At 44.0% G+C, this 20,420-nt stretch carries 17 protein-coding genes and 2 pseudogenes; 17 read left to right on the top strand and 2 right to left on the bottom strand.

Annotated elements, in window-relative coordinates; genetic code table 11:
- Positions 1 to 329 precede the first annotated feature (329 nt).
- The 4 genes from murF to ACHBIF_RS02375 all read left to right on the top strand — a co-directional run bounded on the left by murF (position 330) and on the right by ACHBIF_RS02375 (position 6,212).
- Positions 330 to 1,691 (top strand): UDP-N-acetylmuramoyl-tripeptide--D-alanyl-D-alanine ligase, encoded by a 1,362-nt coding sequence (murF, locus tag ACHBIF_RS02390; protein WP_394718405.1) that lies wholly within the window; start codon positions 330 to 332, stop codon positions 1,689 to 1,691.
- A gap of 84 nt (positions 1,692 to 1,775) precedes the next feature.
- Positions 1,776 to 2,465, top strand: a complete 690-nt coding sequence (locus tag ACHBIF_RS02385) for a TIGR02206 family membrane protein (protein ID WP_238140724.1) — start codon at positions 1,776 to 1,778, stop codon at positions 2,463 to 2,465.
- 145 nt (positions 2,466 to 2,610) lie between these two features.
- Positions 2,611 to 4,155, top strand: coding sequence for a peptide chain release factor 3 (locus ACHBIF_RS02380; RefSeq protein WP_105110803.1), 1,545 nt, complete (start codon positions 2,611 to 2,613; stop codon positions 4,153 to 4,155).
- A gap of 455 nt (positions 4,156 to 4,610) precedes the next feature.
- Positions 4,611 to 6,212, top strand: coding sequence for an ATP-binding cassette domain-containing protein (locus tag ACHBIF_RS02375; protein ID WP_394718402.1), 1,602 nt, complete (start codon positions 4,611 to 4,613; stop codon positions 6,210 to 6,212).
- A 72-nt stretch (positions 6,213 to 6,284) separates the two neighbouring features.
- Here the strand turns inward: ACHBIF_RS02375 and ACHBIF_RS02370 are convergent.
- Positions 6,285 to 7,592, bottom strand: a pseudogene (locus ACHBIF_RS02370) (transposase).
- 368 nt (positions 7,593 to 7,960) lie between these two features.
- Here ACHBIF_RS02370 and lepA point away from each other — a divergent pair.
- The 13 genes and pseudogenes from lepA to ACHBIF_RS02305 all read left to right on the top strand — a co-directional run bounded on the left by lepA (position 7,961) and on the right by ACHBIF_RS02305 (position 19,359).
- A complete protein-coding gene (lepA, locus tag ACHBIF_RS02365; protein WP_172060144.1) occupies positions 7,961 to 9,793 on the top strand; it encodes a translation elongation factor 4 in 1,833 nt (610 codons plus the stop codon).
- A 49-nt stretch (positions 9,794 to 9,842) separates the two neighbouring features.
- Entirely contained in the window at positions 9,843 to 10,502 is a 660-nt protein-coding gene (locus ACHBIF_RS02360; protein ID WP_105110807.1) for a nucleoside triphosphate pyrophosphatase, read from the top strand.
- A 21-nt stretch (positions 10,503 to 10,523) separates the two neighbouring features.
- Complete coding sequence (locus ACHBIF_RS02355; protein ID WP_105110808.1) at positions 10,524 to 11,012, top strand: YkgJ family cysteine cluster protein; 489 nt, start codon at positions 10,524 to 10,526, stop codon at positions 11,010 to 11,012.
- 43 nt (positions 11,013 to 11,055) lie between these two features.
- On the top strand, positions 11,056 to 11,310 hold the full coding sequence (locus ACHBIF_RS02350; protein WP_306455674.1) for a zinc ribbon domain-containing protein: 255 nt from the start codon (positions 11,056 to 11,058) through the stop codon (positions 11,308 to 11,310).
- Between the two features lie 110 nt (positions 11,311 to 11,420).
- On the top strand, positions 11,421 to 12,458 hold the full coding sequence (locus ACHBIF_RS02345) for an NADH:flavin oxidoreductase/NADH oxidase (RefSeq protein ID WP_394718399.1): 1,038 nt from the start codon (positions 11,421 to 11,423) through the stop codon (positions 12,456 to 12,458).
- A gap of 98 nt (positions 12,459 to 12,556) precedes the next feature.
- Positions 12,557 to 12,610, top strand: a pseudogene (locus ACHBIF_RS02340) (hypothetical protein); the annotation flags it as partial.
- Positions 12,611 to 12,642: 32 nt separating this feature from the next.
- On the top strand, positions 12,643 to 12,900 hold the full coding sequence (locus tag ACHBIF_RS02335; RefSeq protein ID WP_394718397.1) for a MerR family transcriptional regulator: 258 nt from the start codon (positions 12,643 to 12,645) through the stop codon (positions 12,898 to 12,900).
- A 103-nt stretch (positions 12,901 to 13,003) separates the two neighbouring features.
- Positions 13,004 to 13,846 carry an aldo/keto reductase gene (locus ACHBIF_RS02330; protein WP_394718395.1) on the top strand — a complete coding sequence of 281 codons (843 nt, stop codon included), beginning with the start codon at positions 13,004 to 13,006 and terminating at the stop codon, positions 13,844 to 13,846.
- Positions 13,847 to 14,432: 586 nt separating this feature from the next.
- On the top strand, positions 14,433 to 15,116 hold the full coding sequence (locus tag ACHBIF_RS02325) for a YjjG family noncanonical pyrimidine nucleotidase (RefSeq protein WP_170242485.1): 684 nt from the start codon (positions 14,433 to 14,435) through the stop codon (positions 15,114 to 15,116).
- A gap of 148 nt (positions 15,117 to 15,264) precedes the next feature.
- A complete protein-coding gene (locus tag ACHBIF_RS02320; RefSeq protein WP_394718393.1) occupies positions 15,265 to 16,284 on the top strand; it encodes a DUF6574 domain-containing protein in 1,020 nt (339 codons plus the stop codon).
- An 18-nt stretch (positions 16,285 to 16,302) separates the two neighbouring features.
- A complete protein-coding gene (locus ACHBIF_RS02315; RefSeq protein ID WP_394718391.1) occupies positions 16,303 to 17,889 on the top strand; it encodes a TcaA second domain-containing protein in 1,587 nt (528 codons plus the stop codon).
- Positions 17,890 to 17,897: 8 nt separating this feature from the next.
- Complete coding sequence (gene ldcB / locus ACHBIF_RS02310) at positions 17,898 to 18,680, top strand: LD-carboxypeptidase LdcB/DacB (RefSeq protein ID WP_394718389.1); 783 nt, start codon at positions 17,898 to 17,900, stop codon at positions 18,678 to 18,680.
- 229 nt (positions 18,681 to 18,909) lie between these two features.
- Complete coding sequence (locus ACHBIF_RS02305; protein WP_394718387.1) at positions 18,910 to 19,359, top strand: VOC family protein; 450 nt, start codon at positions 18,910 to 18,912, stop codon at positions 19,357 to 19,359.
- Positions 19,360 to 19,418: 59 nt separating this feature from the next.
- Here the strand turns inward: ACHBIF_RS02305 and ACHBIF_RS02300 are convergent, their stop codons facing one another.
- Positions 19,419 to 20,357, bottom strand: coding sequence for a LysR family transcriptional regulator (locus tag ACHBIF_RS02300; protein WP_394718385.1), 939 nt, complete (start codon positions 20,355 to 20,357; stop codon positions 19,419 to 19,421).
- Positions 20,358 to 20,420 lie beyond the last annotated feature (63 nt).

The raw sequence follows: 20,420 nt of genomic DNA, 5'->3' as shown, positions 1-20,420 counted from the left end.
AGTGGTGGTACTCTTATCATATCAGGGAATCTTCTTTTTGACTTCTAGAAGTCTCACATCTATTGTAACGCTACAGAGATGAAGGACGGCGTTCTTACCCAGGTTCGCTAAATAAAGGCAAAAGTGATATAATGGAAAGAGCCCATCGGCTCTTTTTATAGTCTTTTAGTTTGCTTTTAGTACTAGGCAACGAGTCGTAGGCTGTACTAGAGTACGGCAAGATAAGCTTAAACAATGACCTTGTTTGAGGTTGGAAATAAGGAAAAAAAGTTTCCTCATTCGTCGAAGTAATAAAAGATAAACTAAATGACGATACATGGAGAAATCAAATGAAATTAACTTTACACGAAGTCGCTCAAGTTGTGGGCGCAAAAAATGATGTAACGAACTACCCCGACACACCGCTCCGTCAAGTCGAATTTGACAGCCGCAAGATTGAAGCGGGCGACCTCTTTGTTCCCCTTAAGGGTGCGCGTGACGGTCATGACTTTATTCCTGTGGCTTTTGAAAATGGCTGCGCAGTAACCCTGTCTGAAGTCAGCCTTGATGTTCCCCACATCCTAGTAGATGACTGCTTGGCTGCGCTTCAACAATTAGCTGCCTACTATTTGGAAAAAACAGGTGTTGACGTCATTGCGGTCACTGGTTCAAACGGAAAAACCACGACCAAAGACATGATCCACGACATCCTTGCCACCACCTATAAAACCTATAAGACCCAAGGAAACTACAACAACGAAATTGGTCTGCCTTACACAGTTCTTCACATGCCCGATGATACGGAAAAATTGGTCTTGGAAATGGGGCAAGACCATCTAGGTGATATCCATCTCTTGTCTGAGATTGCCAAGTCAAGTCTATCGGTTATTACTCTATTTGGCGAAGCCCATTTGGAATTTTTCGGCTCACGAGAAGAGATTGCCAAAGGAAAATTGCAGATTGCAGATGGAATGGAGCCAGGAAGTAAACTCTTGATCCCAGCAGATTCGATTGCGGATAAGCTCTTGCCGAGCCATGTAGACCTCATTCGCTTCGGTGAGCAGGCTGATTTGCAGGTGACCAGTCTTGTCGAGTCAAAAGATAGCCTGACCTTCACCGTCAACTTTATGGACGGCGATATTTTCCTCCCAGTAACAGGCAAGTACAATGCCACCAATGCCATGGTAGCAAGCTATGTGGGCAAGACCTTGGGTGTGCCTGATGAGGCAATCAAGTCAGCCCTAGCTGGTCTAAACTTGACCCGCAACCGCACCGAGTGGAAGAAGGCGGCAAACGGAGCAGATATTCTCAGTGATGTCTACAATGCCAATCCAACGGCCATGCGCTTGATTTTAGAGACGTTTTCAAGTATTCCAGCCAACCAAGGTGGTAAGAAAATTGCGGTTCTGGCGGAGATGAAGGAGTTGGGTGCTCAATCGGTCGACCTCCACAATCAAATGATTATGAGTCTATCACCGGATGTCCTAGATACAGTGATTTTCTATGGTCAGGATATTGAGGAGCTATCTCAGCTGGCTAGTCAGATGTTCCCGCTTGGTAAGATCTATTTCTTCAAGAAAACTGCGGAAGAGAATCAGTTTGATGACTTAGTTGCTCAGGTCAAAGCAGTTTTAGGTCCAAACGACCAAATCCTTCTCAAGGGCTCTAATTCTATGAATTTGGCCAAGCTGGTTGAGGAATTAGAAAAGTAAAGAAAGACTTATTTATTCAATTAGCTCTTGTTACTTCTGTCGATATTTGATATACTAATTAAAATACTTGTCAAGGAGGCTCCAGTGTTTGAAGTGTTTTTTACCAGTCATCGCAGTCAAGCTCCCCAGCTGGATATTTTGACCTATCTGTCGCTCTTGCTCATCTATGTTGGCCTGCTTTACTTAGCAGTTGTTTATCATCGTTCGCCTAAGATCAGACGATTCTTTTGGGGCTTGCAATGCCTTCAGGTCATTGCCCTTTATTCCTGGTACATGGCCGTAGACTGGACCTTGTCCGAGAGTCTCCCCCTCTATCATTGTCGATTGTCTATGCTCTTTATGCTTTTTGCCAAGCCTGGTCCGCTCAAGCGGTATTTTGCCTGCCTGGGACTCTTTGGCTCTCTTGTGGCCTTTGTCTATCCAGTTTTTGACCCCTTTGCTTTCCCTCACGTCACCATTTTGAGCTTTATTATCGGCCATTACGCTTTGGCGGTTAACAGCCTTATCTATCTGCTGTCTGAGCAGAAGGAGGATGATTTGGACAGGACCTTTGTGATTCGGGTGACACTGTTGACCCATAGTTTGATGTTGCTAGCCAATCTCTTTTTGAAGGGCAATTATGGATTTTTATCAAAAACGCCCTTGATTAACAGTGAAAATGTTGCCTTCAACTTCTTATTGGAGACCGGGCTCTTTGTATTTGCTGTTCTGCTAGTTAATAGTTTGGTTCAGAATCTTCTAAAAAAAACGGATTGGAACTGGGTTAGACATTGATTTTCAGATAGTTTGAAAATTCCCTTGAATTTCGGTATAATGAGAGAGTTGCAGTAGTGGCTCTCTTTTTTTGTACTCTTTTGATTTGGTGGGCAAAAGAAGAAGTCAGCTCTGCTATGGACCAAAGAAAAAAGGAATAACAATCATGTCACTACAAGAAGAAATCAAGAAACGCCGCACCTTTGCGATTATCTCTCACCCGGACGCGGGTAAGACCACCATTACCGAGCAGTTGCTCTACTTTGGTGGTGAAATTCGTGAGGCAGGGACGGTCAAGGGGAAAAAGACTGGTAACTTTGCCAAGTCTGACTGGATGGATATCGAGAAACAGCGTGGTATCTCTGTTACATCGTCTGTTATGCAGTTTGACTATGCGGGCAAGCGTGTTAACATTTTGGATACGCCAGGACACGAGGACTTCTCTGAGGATACCTATCGGACCTTGATGGCGGTGGATGCGGCTGTCATGGTGGTGGACTCTGCCAAAGGTATCGAGGCCCAAACCAAAAAACTCTTTGAGGTTGTTAAGCACCGCAACATTCCTGTTTTTACCTTTATCAACAAGTTGGACCGTGACGGTCGTGAGCCGCTTGATTTGTTGCAGGAATTGGAAGAAGTCTTGGGCATCGCTAGCTACCCCATGAACTGGCCTATCGGTATGGGGAAATCTTTCGAGGGGCTCTATGACCTTCACAATCAACGTTTGGAACTCTACCGTAGCGAGGAGCGTTTTGCAAGCTTGGATGAGGGTGATAAGTTATTTGGCTCTAACCCATTTTATGCTCAAGTTCTGGATGATATTGAACTTTTGGCGGAGGCTGGAAATGAATTTTCAGAGCAGGCCATTTTGGATGGCGATTTGACACCTGTCTTCTTCGGTTCAGCCCTGACCAACTTTGGTGTACAGACTTTCCTGGATACCTTCTTGGAGTTTGCACCAGAGCCACATGGACACAAGACGACAACTGGTGATGTCATTGACCCGCTCGACAAAGACTTTTCAGGCTTTGTTTTCAAAATCCAAGCCAACATGGACCCTCGTCACCGCGACCGTATTGCCTTTGTTCGTGTGGTTTCGGGTGAATTTGAACGCGGTATGGCGGTCAACCTGCCTCGTACAGGAAAGGGAGCCAAGTTGTCCAACGTGACCCAGTTCATGGCCGAGTCCCGTGAGAATGTGGAAAATGCAGTGGCGGGGGACATTATCGGGGTTTACGATACAGGAACCTACCAGGTAGGAGATACCCTGACCGTAGGCAAGAACAAGTTTGAATTCGAACCGCTGCCAACCTTTACCCCGGAAATTTTCATGAAAGTGTCTGCTAAAAACGTCATGAAACAAAAATCCTTCCACAAGGGAATCGAGCAACTGGTGCAAGAAGGGGCTATCCAGCTCTACAAGAACTACCAGACAGGCGAGTATATGCTGGGTGCCGTTGGTCAGCTCCAGTTTGAAGTTTTCAAACACCGCATGGAAGGTGAGTACAATGCTGAGGTAGTTATGACCCCAATGGGCAAAAAGACTGTTCGTTGGATCAAGCCAGAAGACCTGGATGAACGGATGTCTTCAAGCCGCAACATCCTAGCCAAAGACCGCTTTGATCAACCAGTCTTCCTCTTTGAAAACGACTTCGCCCTCCGCTGGTTTGCAGACAAGTATCCGGATGTGGAGTTGGAAGAGAAGATGTGAGAGTAGTGCAGAAATCGGTAGTTTGCTTTGCAAACTCGATTTCGTCGCACTACCTCCGCAAGGGTCTCCCAAGAATCCGAACGAAGTGAAGGATGATTGGCCGAGACCTACTGCGTCTCTATATAGAGCTCAGTGATCAGCAAAGTTGATTTGATTTCGTCGTCTTTCCCTCGCAAGGGCGTCCAGTAATGTGTTGACGCCTACTGCGCCGAGGTTCAGTTGAGTGAAACAGTCTATGAAAAGACTGTTTCAGCCCGAGCCTAGAGATGTCAAGCGAGGTGAAAGGTTGGAGATGAGGGCTGATGGTAAGCAGCTTACCTTCTTCAGCTAATCCAATCAATCCTATAAGAAGTCAGGCAAGTCCTGGCTTTTTTTAATTTTGTTATCATTGCAACAAAAGTATTATTATAATATACTATAGTTATATAAATGGAAATGGATTGGAGGTCTGAACTTTGATTTACTACCTTAGAAAATGCAAGTTGGCAGTAGTTGCTTATATTGCTGTGTCGGTGGTCTATGCTCTGATTTTAGCGGCAACGGGTTTTATTTATGCGCGTGTTTCGGAAGCGGCCTTATCTGGTGACCAAAAGGCATTTGTGACTAGTTCGGTGATTGCAGTGGTATTCTTTTTATGTGACGGTTATTTTGATTACCTGCCGCGCTATCTCAAGTTTAAGGCAATCAATCAGATTATGGAAGAGACGCGCAATCAATTAATGATGGTCTATGCGAGTGAGGACTTAGGAGAGGCAGCAAAAGACAGTCAGGCAGATAAGGTCCATGTCTTGGTTCATCATCTGAACATCTTAGAAACTACCTATCTAACGCCGCTTCTATCCATGGTGACAAGCATATTAGTCTTTAGTTTTTCCTTGATAGGGGCTCTTTATCTTCAAGGAACCATGGCTATGATTATGTTGGCGCTCTGCTTTATTCCATTTTTGGCTCCGATGATTAATAAGGGGATTTTAGCTCGTGCGACAAAGGACAGTCAAGAGGAGAAGAATGCTTATCTCGCCTTGTTTAGTGAGTTTGTAGAAGCTCTCTCTTTTATCCGCATCAGCACCATCACGCCAGTTTTTAAAGACAAGCTGGCGGCATCCAATCAGGAATACACCAGGCGTGCTAACCGTTTTGCCAAAAAACAATCCCAGACCTATGCGGTTTCCTACAGTTTGAGCAGCATAGTCTATTCAGGTTCATGGATTATTGGAGGGATATTTGTTTTCCAAGGTCTGCTGAACATTTCAGATTTGATTGCTATGACAACCCTGATGGGGACGGTGGCTGGGCCTATCCAAACCATGTCAGGCTTGCTGACGGATTATCTGTCTAGTCGGACGGTTGTGGAGGAGTTGACAGGTCTCTTGAATAGGAAGGAAGAAGGTCACGCTGCCAAGCCAGTTTTGAAGGAATCCATTACTAGCCTTGGTCTGGAAGGGATTGACTGTCGCTATCAGGACCATCTGATTGTGGAGAATTTTTCTTATCTTTTTCAAGCCAATAAAAAATATGCTATCTTGGGCAAGAGTGGGAGTGGGAAGACGACCTTGCTCCGCCTCTTGCTGGGGATTCAGAAACCAGAGGCTGGAAGAGTCCTGGTCAACCAGAGGAATCTGGCAGAACTGGATCAGCTTGCCCTCTTTCGGAAAATCTACTACCTACCGCAGAAAACCAATCTATTTACAGCTAGTATCGGGGATAATTTGACCTTGTTTGCGCCTTTAGATGAGAATAAAGCAATGGTTTGTTTACGGCAAGTTGGTTTAGAGGACTGGTTCTATCGGCAGGGAGATGGATTTGCTACTCTCTTGACCTCTTCTCAGCAATTATCAGGTGGGGAAGAGAGACGGTTTGATTTGGCGCGTGCCCTTTACCGTGATGCAGAGGTCTTTTTATTTGATGAACCTACAACAGGTTTAGATTCTCAAAGCGAACAATTGATTGCAGATAGTCTCGAGAAAATAACGGACAAACTGGTGATTGTTGTGACACACTCCCAGGAGGAAAGTTTTTTAGCACTCTTTGATGAGCAGGTTCATCTATCAGTTTGACAGTAACAAAAACTCTTCTGGGGTTTTTGCTTTTTTTAGGCTCTTTGTCAACTGTAGTGGGTAGGTGAAAAGCTAACACCTAGAGAGGACGAAATTCGTTCTCTCTTTTTGTATATTCAAAGAAATATATATCTTGTTTTTAAAGTTCGTAAAGTTCCTAAATCCGAATACTTGCCTCTTGATGTCTTTGATGAGTTTATTGGTCGCTTCCAGTTTAGCGTTGGAATATGGAAGCACCATGGTGTTCGTGATGTACGTTTTATACTTTAGAAATGTCTTAAAAACAGTCCTAAAGGTTGGATTGACAAGATTCAGATTGTCCTCTAGAAGATCGAAGAAATGTTTCAAGTTCTTCTCTTGGAAATGGAAGAGGAGGATCTGATAGAGTTCATAATAGAATTTCAGTTCCACAGAGAAATTCAATGTCTTCTGGATAACCTCTCTCGGTGTTACTGTTTGCCCAAAAGTTCGGGAATAGAAGCTATTCAGAGACAGTTTACGGCTATCTTTTTGGAGAATACGCCAGTGATTTTTCATGGATCGATAAGGTAGGGAACGCGTATCGAAAGTCTTCATAATATCAATCCTAGTCCTCATCATAGCACGGCTCAGGTGTTGGATAATGTGAAATCTATCAAGGACAATTTTAGCTTTTGGGAGTGAAACAGTCTGGGAATAGACTGTTTCAGCCTGAGCCTAGAGATAGGAAAGCGAAGGGGCTAGCCAATTTGTAGTAGACGCTAAACATAGCATGGTCACGACCTTGACAGTCTCTCTGACCTCCCTAGGATACTTGTAGAAATAGTTCTTGATGGTGACTTGGCGGTTGTTGTCAAGAATGGTCACAATCGATCTCGTCTCAAAATTCTGAGCAATAAAGGCGAGTTTTCCCTTGTTCCGACTAAATTCATCCCAGCTCAAGACTTTTGGTAATGTCGTAAAATCATGCTCAAATTGAAACTGAGCCAGTTTCCTCTGGACGACCGATACGGAGATATGTAATCTCTTAGCGATGGCTATATTGGTCATGTTTTCTGTATGGAGTTGTGTCACTTTCTTCCGAATAGGTTGGGAAATCTGACAGTTTTTCTTGACTAGAGCTGTCTCAGCTACAGTCACTTTTTGGCAAGATTTGCATTGAAACCGCCGTTTTTTAAGCAGGAGGAGGGTCGGAAAGCCCTGACAATCCAAAATTGGAATCTTTGACGACTTTTGAAAATCGTACTTGATAGACTTCCCTTAGCAATGAGGACAGCTAGGGCTGTCATAATCCAGCCTTGCCCGAATTTCCAGATGGGTCTGATGTTTTAAAACGAAGAGAATTTTGATGTTTTTGTCTTTGATTCCAATTAGTTTTGTGGTATGATAAAGTTGTTCCATATGAGTCTTTCTAATGTGAGTGTGGTTGCTTTTCATTATAGGTCATATGGGATTTTTTGTATACACTCAAAAAGGCTACATAATCTCTACAGTGGATTTACCCACTACAGAAATTATAGAGCTTTTATTAAGCATTCGAGTATTCGAGTGCTTTTCTTGTACCCAAAATAGAAAGGAGTAGGGTTATGAACAAGCATAGCACAAAGAAATAATAGCAGAAGTTGAGTAAATGTTCTATTCTTTGCCTGTTTTAGAGCGTATCGGAACTATTCGCCAAAGCTGGTACTTTAGGCTTGAAGACAGTAGCTTTCTTGCCAAAACTATAATGAATTGATATAATGAAGAGTATTACCCTTAAAGGATGAATGATGAATTTAGAAGATTTGAAAAAACGACAGGAGAAGATTCGTAACTTCTCTATCATTGCCCATATTGACCATGGGAAATCAACGCTGGCTGACCGTATTTTGGAAAAAACAGAGACAGTTTCTAGCCGTGAAATGCAGGCCCAGCTCCTAGACAGCATGGATTTGGAGCGTGAGCGTGGCATTACCATCAAGCTCAATGCTGTCCAGCTCAACTACAAGGCCAAGGATGGTGAGACCTATACCTTCCACCTGATTGACACACCGGGGCACGTTGACTTTACCTATGAAGTTTCTCGGTCTTTGGCAGCCTGCGAAGGTGCGATTTTGGTGGTCGATGCTGCTCAAGGTATTGAGGCTCAGACCTTGGCCAACGTTTATCTGGCCCTGGACAATGATTTGGAAATCCTGCCCATTATCAACAAGATTGACTTGCCAGCGGCTGACCCAGAACGTGTCCGTCATGAAATCGAAGATGTAATCGGACTGGACGCCTCAGAGGCTGTCTTGACGTCCGCAAAAGCGGGTATTGGCATCGAGGAAATCCTTGAGCAAATCGTTGAAAAAGTGCCTGCACCAACTGGTGATGTCGAGGCGCCTCTTCAAGCATTGATTTTCGACTCTGTTTACGACCCATATCGCGGTGTTATTTTGCAGGTCCGCATTGTCAATGGTGTGGTCAAGCCCGGCGACACCATTCAAATGATGTCCAATGGCAAGACATTTGATGTGACGGAAGTGGGGATTTTCACACCCAAAGCAATCGGTCGTGATTATTTGGCGACTGGTGACGTTGGTTATATCGCAGCTTCTATCAAGACGGTTGCAGATACCCGTGTCGGTGATACGGTGACCTTGGCTGAAAATCCTGCCAGCGAGCCACTAGCGGGCTACAAGCAGATGAACCCAATGGTCTTTGCCGGTATCTATCCGATTGATTCCAATAAGTATAATGACTTACGTGAAGCTTTAGAAAAACTTCAGCTTAACGATGCCAGCTTGCAGTTTGAACCTGAAACATCGCAGGCCCTCGGCTTTGGTTTCCGTTGTGGATTCTTAGGCCTCTTGCACATGGATGTTATCCAAGAACGGATTGAGCGTGAGTTTAACATTGATCTGATCATGACAGCGCCGTCGGTGGTTTACCATGTCAACATGACAGACGGTGAGTCGATCGATGTGGCCAACCCATCTGAGTTTCCAGATCCGACCAAGATTGCCACTATCGAAGAGCCTTACGTCAAGGCCCAAATCATGGTACCGCAGGAATATGTCGGTGCGGTGATGGAATTGGCCCAGCGCAAGCGTGGCGACTTCGTGACCATGGATTATATTGATGACAATCGTGTCAATGTCATTTACCAAATCCCTCTGGCTGAAATTGTCTTTGATTTCTTTGACAAGCTTAAGTCCTCAACCCGCGGCTACGCGAGCTTTGACTACGAGATTTCTGAATACCGCTCATCTAAACTGGTGAAAATGGATATTCTCCTCAATGGCGACAAGGTCGATGCCCTCAGCTTTATCGTCCACAAGGAATTTGCCTATGAACGTGGGAAAATCATCGTGGACAAGCTCAAGAAAATCATTCCACGTCAACAATTTGAGGTGCCAATCCAAGCCGCTATCGGTCAAAAAATCGTGGCCCGTAGCGACATTAAGGCCCTTCGGAAAAACGTTTTGGCCAAGTGTTATGGCGGTGACGTTTCCCGTAAACGTAAACTTCTGGAAAAACAAAAGGCCGGTAAAAAACGGATGAAGGCCATCGGTTCCGTCGAAGTACCGCAGGAAGCCTTTCTCAGCGTCCTCTCAATGGATGAAGATGATAAAAAATAAGTCAGGAAGGGCTGGGCAGATGCCTAGCCCCTTTCCTATAGGGTGAACAATGAAAACAATTTTCGATTACCAAAGTCAAGGCCAAGCAGGACAAATTGACTCCTATGTCCTGCTCAGCAACTCGCCCCGCAGAAAAGAGCTTTTGCAATTTTTAGCGCCAGAAATCCAGTCGGTAGAAGTTGATGAACGCAGGATTGAAGAACAGTTTATGGCTGAATTCGCTGCGGATGATTTTCTGACCCGGGCCGCCAAGACCTGTTGTGAAATTTCCAAGGCCAAGTCTGACCTGCCTCTGGAGCCGGGTAAGCTCTACATTTCAGCGGACACCATTGTGGTGGCGGACGACCGAATTTTTAATAAACCGCTTGATTTGGCGGAGGCTGAGGCCATGTTGCGCTCTTATTTCGGCAAGATCCATCAGGTTGTGACCTCGGTCTGCCTGCGCACTGCGGATTCATTGGATGCCTTTTACACTGTGGCAGAGATTGACTTTGTCGACTATTACCCAGCGCTTGAGGAGCCTATCCAGACCTACATCCATGACAAGCAGCCCCTGGACAAGGCTGGTGCCTACGGTATTCAGGAGCTGGACCCACGCTTTGTGGCCGGGATTTCAGGTGACATTCATACCATCATTGGCCTGCCCGTCGCTGAGGTTTCCCGTAGGATTTTTTCTACAAAGGCTTTGGAAAATAGCAGAGCACTTTAGACCATTGAGAAAAGGAAGTTTATGAGCTTAGATATTGAGAAGTACCGGCAGCTGGCCCTGCAAAAACAGGGAGAGCACCGCAAATTTTTGGCTAGCTTGAAGAAAAAGCCACCGAAAAATTTAGATAAAATTGTCAAGGAATTGCACGACGAGGTCTTCCAAGAAATTGACTGCACCAAATGTGCCAATTGTTGCAAGGATTTAGGACCAGACTTGACGGAGGCGGATATTACCCGCATGGCCAAGCTCTTTCGGATGAAATTGTCGACCTTTGAGTCCACCTATCTGCGGGTGGATGAGGATGGCGACAAGGTCTTCCAGTCCATGCCCTGTCCATTTCTGGGCCCTGACAATCTCTGTGACGTCTATGACGCCCGTCCCAAGGCCTGCGCAGCCTTTCCCCATACCGACCGAAAGCGTTTCTATCAGATTAACCATCTGACCTTGAAAAACACGCTCATTTGCCCAGCAGCCTATCTTTTTGTAGAGCGGTTGAAAGAGAGAGTGTAAGAAAGAATTCACCGAAAGGAAATACTATGGAAAAATTTTGTCAGTGTCTTGTGCTATGCCTTTGAATTTGCATGGCCTAGATGTTCGTGGAAGTGAGAAAGATGGGACGAAATCGTCTATCTATTGCTCTTATTGTTATGTCAACGGTCGTTTTGTAGAGCCAGACATCAGTTTTGAAGAAATGTTAGCTAAGGGCAAAACTGCTATTTCAAATGGTCAAGGAAATGCCTTTGTCAAATGGTTGATGAAGGCCAGCTATCCTATGATGCTCAAGAAAACCAAACGCTGGAAAGCTTAGTGAGTCCTCTGACAATAGTCAGAGGATTTTTCTGTCGTGTTCATATTCTGATTTTTATTCTAATTAGTGCTATAATAGTATTTGTTGAGTTCAGGTAAGAGGAGGTAGTTATGTCATTATTATTGTCACCGGTTGAGATTGCTGGTTTGTCGCTCAAAAATCGTGTGGTCATGCCACCTATGTGTATGTACGAAGTCAAGGCTGAAGATGGGTTGCCAACGGCCTTCCATCATGCCCACTATGGCGCGCGTGCTATCGGCGGAGTTGGCCTGATTATCCAAGAAGCGACGGCTGTAGAACCAGATGGTCGGTTATCTAAGCATGACTTGGGCATTTGGACAGATGAACAGGCACAGGCTCTAGCCAAATTAGTTTCGGAATTGAAGGCTTTCGGAAGTAAGGTCGGTATCCAGCTCAGTCATGGTGGCCGTAAGGCCAAGGATGCGGAACTGCCCCTTGCTCCGACTGCTCTTGCCTTTAACCAAGATTACAAGGTACCGCAGGAAATGACCCTTGAAGATATTGAGCGTGTTCAGTCTGCTTTTGTGGCGGCTGCGGCGCGTGCAGCTCAGGCTGGCTACGACATGATTGAAATTCACGGGGCGCATGGCTATTTAGTCAATCAATTTCTGGAACCCTTGACCAATCAACGGACGGATGCCTACGGTGGTAGTCTAGAAAATCGATTCCGTTTCTTGAAAGAAATTATCGAAGGTGTGAAAGCTGTCTTTACTGGTCCAGTTTGGGTGCGCTTGTCAGTGACCGCCTACGATGAGACTGGCCAGCAAAATACACTCCAAGATTACCAACAAATTGCCAAATGGTTGGAAGAACTGGGCGTGGCTTGCCTGGATATCTCAACTGGCGGTGTCATGGATACGCGACCAAATATTCCAATCTATGGTGGTTATCAGGCTGGTTTTTCTGCCAAAATCAAAGAAGCTGTCAGTATTCCAGTTACAGCTGTTGGTTTGCTTAATAGTCCAGAGTTGGGCGAATATATCTTGCAAAATGGCCAGGCTGATTTGATCCAAGTCGGTCGTGGTCTCATTCGTAATGTCAATTGGTTGGCAGAGGCGGCCGAGGTCCTGCACGACCATGATTTTCAAGTCTACAATGCCTCTTACCAACGTGGTCTGGTCAAGTAGGGGCTTGCTGGGAATGATACAGTTGAGTTCACAGGCTATTTTTCAAAAAAATAAACCTCATACTTGACTTAAAGTAGGTTTAAGTTGATACAATAGTGATGGAGGTAGAGATGTCCACGATTAAAGAAATTTCGGAGTTGCTGGGGATTTCAGCGCCGACCATCCGTTTTTATGAGAAAGAGGAATGGTGGAGATTCCTAGAAATGAGCGGGGTATCCGTCAGTTTGATGAGCGGAGCATTGACCGGATCAAGGCCATTGTTCACTATCGCCGTGTGGGAATGCCCTTGGAGGATATCCAGAAGATTTTGGCGGAGTTCCACAATCTTGCCCTATCGTCGGACTTGCTCAAGAGGACGCAGGCCAGCTGGAGGCTCAGATTGCGGCCTTGCAGGAGCCCCATGCCTATCTGGTCAAGAAAATCGAGAACCCTCAGCAGTTAGCCCAGCTAGAATCTCAGGTAATTTCGGCAAATGAACGGACAGATGCCTACTACGATATACGAAGAAAGGACGCAGAGTCCTAGTGTTTCAAAAAGGAGGAAACATGGAAAATTATACACTTTCAAATGGTGTCAAGATTCCAAAGATCGGTTTTGGTACTTGGCAGATTAAAGAAGGCGATGATGCCTACAAGAGTGTGACGCACGCCCTCAAGGTTGGCTACACGCATGTCGATACGGCGCAGATTTATGGAAATGAGCGCAGTGTTGGTCGTGCCATCGCAGATAGTGACCTGGCGCGTGAGGATATTTTCCTGACGACAAAGGTATGGAACGACAAGCACGATTATGAGCTTGCTAAGGCATCGATTGAGGAATCGCTGGAAAAATTGGGCGTTGACTATCTTGACTTGCTCTTGATTCACTGGCCAAATCCAAAGGCGCTCCGTGAGAATGATTCCTGGAAGGCTGGAAATGCTGGTGCCTGGAAGGCCATGGAGGAAGCCTACAAGGCAGGCAAGGTCCGCGCTATCGGTGTATCCAATTTTATGATCCATCACCTGGAAGCCTTGTTTGAAACAGCTGAAATCAAGCCACAGGTCAACCAAGTTCTCTTGGCACCGGGTTGCCCGCAGGAAAAATTAGCAGCCTTCTGCCGTGAGCACGACATTCTTCTTGAAGCCTACAGTCCACTGGGAACAGGCAGCATCTTCAAGAATAAAGTAGTGCAAGAAATTGCTGAAAAGACTGGCAAATCTGTTGCCCAAGTGGCATTACGTTGGAGCCTGCAAAAAGGATTCTTACCTCTACCAAAATCTGTCACACCAGCCAATATTGAAAGCAATTTGAACATCTTTGACTTTGAATTGTCGGCAGATGATGTGGCGACCTTGGATAGTGTTGAAGGCGTCAGCGTCCAATCTGATCCAGACAATGTGAATTTTTAAGAAACTCAACAGCTGACGAAAGTTGGCTGTTTTTTGTGCGAGCACGGTCTGTAGACCAATCCAAGGAGAATGCGCGTGACCGACCTATTTTTGGAAAAGGGGAGAAGTTGATTGGTGCAAATATAGAATGAAAAGCCCATGAAGTCTTTGATTTTGAGGGATTGTTTGCATTTTGTAGATGAATCAACCAAATTCTTGTTCCTGAAACCAAATCCCGCAACAGTATGGTAAAATATAAATACAAATGAGTTGAAAAGGACAGAGGTTAAATCAAATGAAAAGAAGCCGATTACTTATCAGCATTTTAGCCACAATAGCAATTTTAATGTTAGCAGGATGTGGTATGACTGAGGGGAAATAAACATTGAAGGAAGAGAGATAAATTGCACAAAAGATAGCTAAAGATTTTTCATCAAAATATTTGGCGCCAGATAAAAATGAAATCACAATAAATACCATATATCAAGAACCGGTCGTTTCAAACGATGTAACCATGCTAGTTATGGTTTGTCAGCTTTTAAAGAGTTTTGTATAATAGTTTCATTAACCTTTGATAAAATAATTCGCCTCTGAAAGGAAAAACATCGTGACCTACAAATTTCTACTTTTCGACCTTGACCATACTTTGTTGGATTTTGCGACTGGTGAGGAGATTGCCCTCACTCAGTTTCTGGAATTTATGGAAGTGGAGGACATTCAGGCCTTTAAAGATGTCTATCGTCCGCTCAATCAGGGCATGTGGAAGGACTTGGAAAAGGGTTTGATTACCAAGAAGGAGCTGGTCAATACTCGATTTTCGCGGGCCTTTGCCCATTTCGGACGGCAGGAAGACGGAGCTGAGTTGGCACTTCGTTACCAAGAATTTATCGGTCGTCAAGGACAGATTTTTGAGGGAGCGGATGATTTGCTTGAGACCTTGACGGAGCGTGGCTACCAGATTTATGGCGCGACCAACGGCATCACCTACATCCAGGAAAATCGTCTCAAACACTCACCCATTGGCAGCTATTTCAAGCAAGTATTTATCTCTGAGCAGATGGGGACCCAGAAGCCGGAGCTTGATTTTTATGAAAAAATAGCAGAGCAGATTACCGGTTTTGACCTGTTCAGAGCGCTCATGATTGGTGACAGCCTGACGGCAGACATCCAAGGCGGTATCAACGCTGGCATGGATACAGTCTGGTACAATCCAGCTGGCCTAGAAAATACAAGCCATCTCAAACCAACCTACACCATCAGCAACTACCAGCAATTAATAGATATCTTATAAGCAGCGAGACCATTGCTTGCTTTTTTCATTTTTTCAAATCTTAAAATTCTTGTAACAATCTTGTATAAATAGTTTTAAAAATGCAATAAATATGCTATACTAGAGTAGTGTATTCTGCACAATCTATCAAAACAAAAGGAGAAATAATATGAAAAAGATTGATTGGATTGAATATTTTGAAGCTATCAATGGTCGTTCGCCAGAAGCTCATGAGATTGAAGCTGCTCTTGCCGCTGGCGAATTTGAAGAGGATGGTCTTCAAAATGTACCTACAGAAGAAGTTGTTCAAGAAGAAAAAGTTGATGAAGAGTCCACTGTAGAGCCTGTTTCAGCTCCAGAAGACATTCCTGCCCAGCAACCAGTTCAGGAACCAGCTCAAGCCTTCGCTCAGCAAACCAATGCTCAAGCGCAACAAGCACAGCCACAGCCAACGGTACAGCAGGTAAATCCGCAGGCCTTACAACAAGCGCCAGCTGCACCATCAGCATTCGGTCTCTTCTTCAAGCAGTTTAGAGAGTGGATTGTGTCTGCTTGGAAAAAACCAACTTCAATTGCCAGCCATACCCACAAATACAACGGTTTGACCTCTCTCTTGCTCATCGCCTTTTTCGCAGCCCTGACGATTTATTTCCCAATGGTTAAGGCGGCAAACAGTGTCAATAGCTTTACAAATAGTCTGACTTCAGAACTCGGTAGTCTGTTTGAGGGTGCTAATGGCTACGATGCTTATGGTTCTTCCGCACCTGCAGTAAGTGTTGGACTGGATATCTTGTTTAAGACCTTTATCGGAATTGCTCTGATTATTTTTTCAATTGTCCTAGCAGGATTTGTGGTGAAACGCTTTATCTACAAAGAACAGCAGTATACATTTGCCTACACTCTTGAATATTATGGTCGTTTGTTTGCGGTAAACGTATTACTTTATGCAATTGCGGCCTTGTCAGCTGTTTTGGGAATTTTCTCTCTGGTTGGTGTTGCGACCTCTTTAGCCCTCTTTGCCGTGGGTTCAGCCAGCGTCTATGCCCTTGCTAACTTTACTAATTCATCACAGATGGACTCCTTGTATCGCTACTTTATTGCTATTTTGGTAAATGGTCTGATTATCTTTGTATCAGGAATTATTGCAGCCTCTATCGTAGGACAAATGTTCTGGTCAAGCCTCTTTTAATCAAATAGGAGTTGAAATATGGCAACGAAAGAAAAATGGATTGATTTATTTGAAAAGGTTGTTGGTAGAAAGCCAACCCCTGCTGAATTTGTTAAGGCCAAGGAAGTTGACTTTGACTTAAAGCAAATCAAGGCCATAGCAGGATTGGACAGCGACCAACAAGTAGCTGCAGAAAATGTGGCTGAGAATGGTGCAGAGACTGTAGCAGAAGCAGTTCAAACAGCCCAGCCTGTACAGCCAGTAGCGGAAGTAGTACCTGTAGAGCCAGCCCAGCCTGTTCAAGAGGTGGAGCAGGTCCTTGTGGAACAACCTGTCTTTACCACTTATCAAACCAAGCCACAGAGCAAGAAAAAGAAGATTCTCTTTGGCTTGGGTGCTGTGGCCCTACTTGCACTCGGCGCGGGCTACTACTATATGGATTCTGTGACTGGAATGGACATCGCTGTTGATGAATTCCAAACAGCAGTTGACAGCAATGATTACGACCAGATTGCGACCCTCCTATCTTCTAATGATGACAAGTGGTCCAAGTCAGAGGCTAAGGATTTTATCCAATATTTGAACTCTGAAGGCGTCGATATCAAGAGTGAGCTAGATGCCATTGAAGTATCTGGCGGAAAAAATACTTTTAACGACCAACGTGGAAATAAGTTGCTCGGATTACGTGAAAAAGGACGTAAATTGGGTCTTTTTCCAGTATACCAAGTGACCAGTTATCCGGTTGAAATTCTTGTCAATAGTGACCTGTCTGAATTATCTATTGATGATCAAAAGATTGAAGCCAACAAAGAAACGTCTTTGGGTGAACATCATTTTGCCAATAAAGAATTCAAGGCTAAGGGCAAAACCAAATCTGGAGACTTTGAAACCAGCTTGCAGCCGAATCTCAGCCAAGCTGAAGAAAACAGGATTGTCATGACTCTATCACCTGTTCAGAAAACGCTCAACCTACACCTGCCGGTCGATAACGGCTCTATCAAGGACATAAAGGTCTTCTCTGGTGATAAGGAAATTGCCAAATCACTGTCAGACAGCATTGAAGTTCTAGACAATCAACATCTTGATTTGAAGGTTAGCTTTAATTTTGAGGGCGCAACATTTACAACGGAATCTACCAAGGTTCTGGTCGATCCAGCAGTTGGTGAAATCTATGCGGATTTGACCATGTCTTCTGAGGAAAGCAAGAAGTTAACGGACGCTCAAAAAGCTAAGGAAAGCAAGGAAGCTCAGGCCAAAGAGGAGCAGGAAACCAAGGAAAAAATCCAGACCTTCATGAATGACTATATCGAGTCAATGCGGTCTTCTATTACCCACCGTACCGTTCAGTTTGACAGATATTTCGATACCTCAAGTGAGGTATATCGTATATATGTAAACTATATTGAGGGTGGCGGTGTTGCCAGAGCCAATATTGATTACCAAACGACGATTGATTATACTGTGACGGATGTCAAGAAAGATGGAGACAATTACGTCGTGACCGTTCATAATCAATTTAGAGAAGTTTATCTCAATGGTAAATCGAGTACCTTGACGAAAAAACAAGTCTTTAATCTGAGACAAAATGGTGATTCGTTCTTGATTTATGGAGTAAGTGAAACGTGAGGCAAATAATGATGAATAAAAAAAGCTTGAGTTTTCTCTTGCTCTCCGCTCTGCTCTTAACAGCATGCGGCCAATCAGAAAGCAAGGTAGAATCAAGTAAATCAAATGACACCAGTCATTCAAGCAAGACAGCGCAAACCACGACTGAAGTGTCATCAGAAGCCAGCGAAACTGCTGAAGGGTCAGAAAACAGTAGCGATGCTAGTTCGTCGTCTGAACAGGCCGAGGAGACCATTGCTACAGATGCAAACTACAACGGCTCTTATTACAGTGTCCAAGGGAAATACGGACCAGTTGTCATTGCCAATAAAAAGCATCCTCTGGCAGCTTCCTACGCTCCAGGTGAGGACCCGCAAGCTTTGGTAGCCTTCCAGAGCCTGATTGCAGACATGCAGGCACAAGGGTTCGCTGTATCGCATTCCTATAGTGGTTTCCGTTCTTACGAGACCCAGGCTGGGCTCTATCAGTCCTATGTCAATCGTGATGGTCAGGTTGCTGCCGATACCTATTCAGCCCGTCCAGGCTATAGTGAGCATCAGACAGGCTTAGCATTTGACCTAATGGACAGCGCTGGCAATCTCTTAGAAGAGCCGACCGCAGCCAACTGGGTAGCTAAAAACGCCCACAACTATGGCTTTATCGTTCGGTATCAGCCTGGAAAAGAAGCCATCACAGGCTACATGGCTGAAGCCTGGCACCTGCGTTATATTGGCCAAGAAGCGACTGACATTTACAATTCTGGCCTGACCCTGGAAGAGTATTTCGGCGTTGCTGGCGGCGGTTATCAATAATAGAAAAAAGTATTTGACCATACAAATCAGATGTGATATGATGGTTTATCTTATAAAGTCGTTTAGTTTACTTTTAGTACTTGCATCAACAGTCTGGGAGACTGTTGAAGGGTATAATGATACAGCAGATGTATTCTGCGTCAATAGTCGCAGGCATAACTGAAGTTAGGCAAGACGAGTTAACGAAGTAATAAAAGATAAACCATATGACGATAATTGGAGGAACATAATGTTTAAAGCAATGGAAGTATATTTGGTAACCAATGGTAACGGATTGGAAGCCATCGAATTTTACAAAAATGCCCTCGGTGCAACAGTTGAGCAAGTAAATTTGTTCAAGGATTTCTTGCCAGATTGTCCAGCTGAATTGGAAAATCATGTGATGAATGCACAATTCCGCTTGCCAAACGGTCAACGTTTCATGCTTTCTGATAACAATCCAGAAATGCCTTACTCAGTAGGCGACAACATCACCGTTGCCCTTATCACTGATGATGCTGAAACAGCTAAGGATTTCTACGACAAATTGTCAATAGATGCTAAAGCCATCAACATGGAGTTGCAGGCAGTGCCATGGTCACCAGCCTACGGAAATGTTACGGACAAATTCGGCATCACGTGGCAATTCAACGCAGAAGTTGAAGGCTATGGGGCGGAATACTACGCAGAAGAAAACTAAACACACAAAAAGTTCGGAGCAAATGTTCCGAATTTTTTTGGTTTATATATTATCAATAACTAGCGATTAACCATAACTGGTTGAGTATAATGTTCATGTAGAGTCCTGCCAGCTTGCTCAATAAACTCATCAAGATAGGACGGTGATTGGATAGTTGGGTTTCGATAAAAGACAAATTCAATAGTGAAGGATGGCTCAGCAATTTCATAAATGCTGCATTTGTTAAAGTTACTAGGTATAGTTACAACCTTTGGTAGAAATATATTCCCAATTCCTTTTTTGACCATGCCAATTGCTGTGTACGTATTTGAGGTTTCATGGATACAATTGATTGATATATTTTCTTGAAAATACGCAGTATCAATAATTTTTCTAAAAACATAATGTTCATTCAATAATATGACAGGCAAGTTATGAAGTTGTTTCATATCCAATGAATTTTTTAGTAGCTCGCGCTGTCTAGTTGGTTGGAAGAGAGAGGATGATTCGGAAGCGATGAGACACATGTTGGAGTCAAAAACGTGGATTGTTTCAAAGTTGCTGTCCTCATTTCCGATACCAAATAGGAGGTCTAAATCGCCTTCATTTAGCATATTTAGAAGGACTTTTGAAGTATTTTCAACGAATTTAAATTCTACCTTGTCCATTGTATTTGTAACGATAGGATAAATAGCTGGTAGAAAAATAGGAGATAACATGGGGTTGATGCCGATACGCAACAGTCCCTTTTTTTCTTTGGCAATAGAGGATAATTGATCCAACATAACGCTGTGGAGTACGTCCACTTTTTCTAAGAAGGCTAAATAAATTTCACCAGCCTGAGTTAATTTCATTTCGCGATAGCGGCGTTCAAATAGTTTAGCTCCTAACTCCTCTTCAATTTCTTTTAATATTCTAGAAATATAGGGCTGTGTTACATAGAGTGATTCGGCAGCAGCAGTGATACTTCCTAAGGAAATGATGGCTTCAATGATGCTTTTTTTAGAAATACTCGACATTTATACACCTCCATTTTTGTAATTGTTTTAAATTATATTAACATTTTACCATAATGATTTTGT

It is taken from the genome of Streptococcus sp. A11, assembly GCF_043674225.1.
Lineage (GTDB): Bacteria > Bacillota > Bacilli > Lactobacillales > Streptococcaceae > Streptococcus > Streptococcus suis_V.
Note: the sequence above shows the minus strand (reverse complement) of the source record. Positions and strands in the feature narration are given on the sequence as shown.

Bases quoted from the DNA above. Each gene is read 5' to 3' on its own strand.
- ACHBIF_RS02330 (WP_394718395.1), top strand. From the start codon at position 13,004: ATGGAAAATTATACACTTTCAAATGGTGTCAAGATTCCAAAGATCGGT.
- ACHBIF_RS02300 (WP_394718385.1), bottom strand. From the start codon at position 20,357: ATGTCGAGTATTTCTAAAAAAAGCATCATTGAAGCCATCATTTCCTTA.
- ACHBIF_RS02315 (WP_394718391.1), top strand. From the start codon at position 16,303: ATGGCAACGAAAGAAAAATGGATTGATTTATTTGAAAAGGTTGTTGGT.
- lepA (WP_172060144.1), top strand. From the start codon at position 7,961: ATGAATTTAGAAGATTTGAAAAAACGACAGGAGAAGATTCGTAACTTC.
- ACHBIF_RS02345 (WP_394718399.1), top strand. From the start codon at position 11,421: ATGTCATTATTATTGTCACCGGTTGAGATTGCTGGTTTGTCGCTCAAA.
- ACHBIF_RS02305 (WP_394718387.1), top strand. From the start codon at position 18,910: ATGTTTAAAGCAATGGAAGTATATTTGGTAACCAATGGTAACGGATTG.
- ACHBIF_RS02380 (WP_105110803.1), top strand. From the start codon at position 2,611: ATGTCACTACAAGAAGAAATCAAGAAACGCCGCACCTTTGCGATTATC.
- ACHBIF_RS02335 (WP_394718397.1), top strand. From the start codon at position 12,643: ATGGTGGAGATTCCTAGAAATGAGCGGGGTATCCGTCAGTTTGATGAG.
- ACHBIF_RS02355 (WP_105110808.1), top strand. From the start codon at position 10,524: ATGAGCTTAGATATTGAGAAGTACCGGCAGCTGGCCCTGCAAAAACAG.
- ACHBIF_RS02360 (WP_105110807.1), top strand. From the start codon at position 9,843: ATGAAAACAATTTTCGATTACCAAAGTCAAGGCCAAGCAGGACAAATT.
- ldcB (WP_394718389.1), top strand. From the start codon at position 17,898: ATGATGAATAAAAAAAGCTTGAGTTTTCTCTTGCTCTCCGCTCTGCTC.
- ACHBIF_RS02320 (WP_394718393.1), top strand. From the start codon at position 15,265: ATGAAAAAGATTGATTGGATTGAATATTTTGAAGCTATCAATGGTCGT.
- murF (WP_394718405.1), top strand. From the start codon at position 330: ATGAAATTAACTTTACACGAAGTCGCTCAAGTTGTGGGCGCAAAAAAT.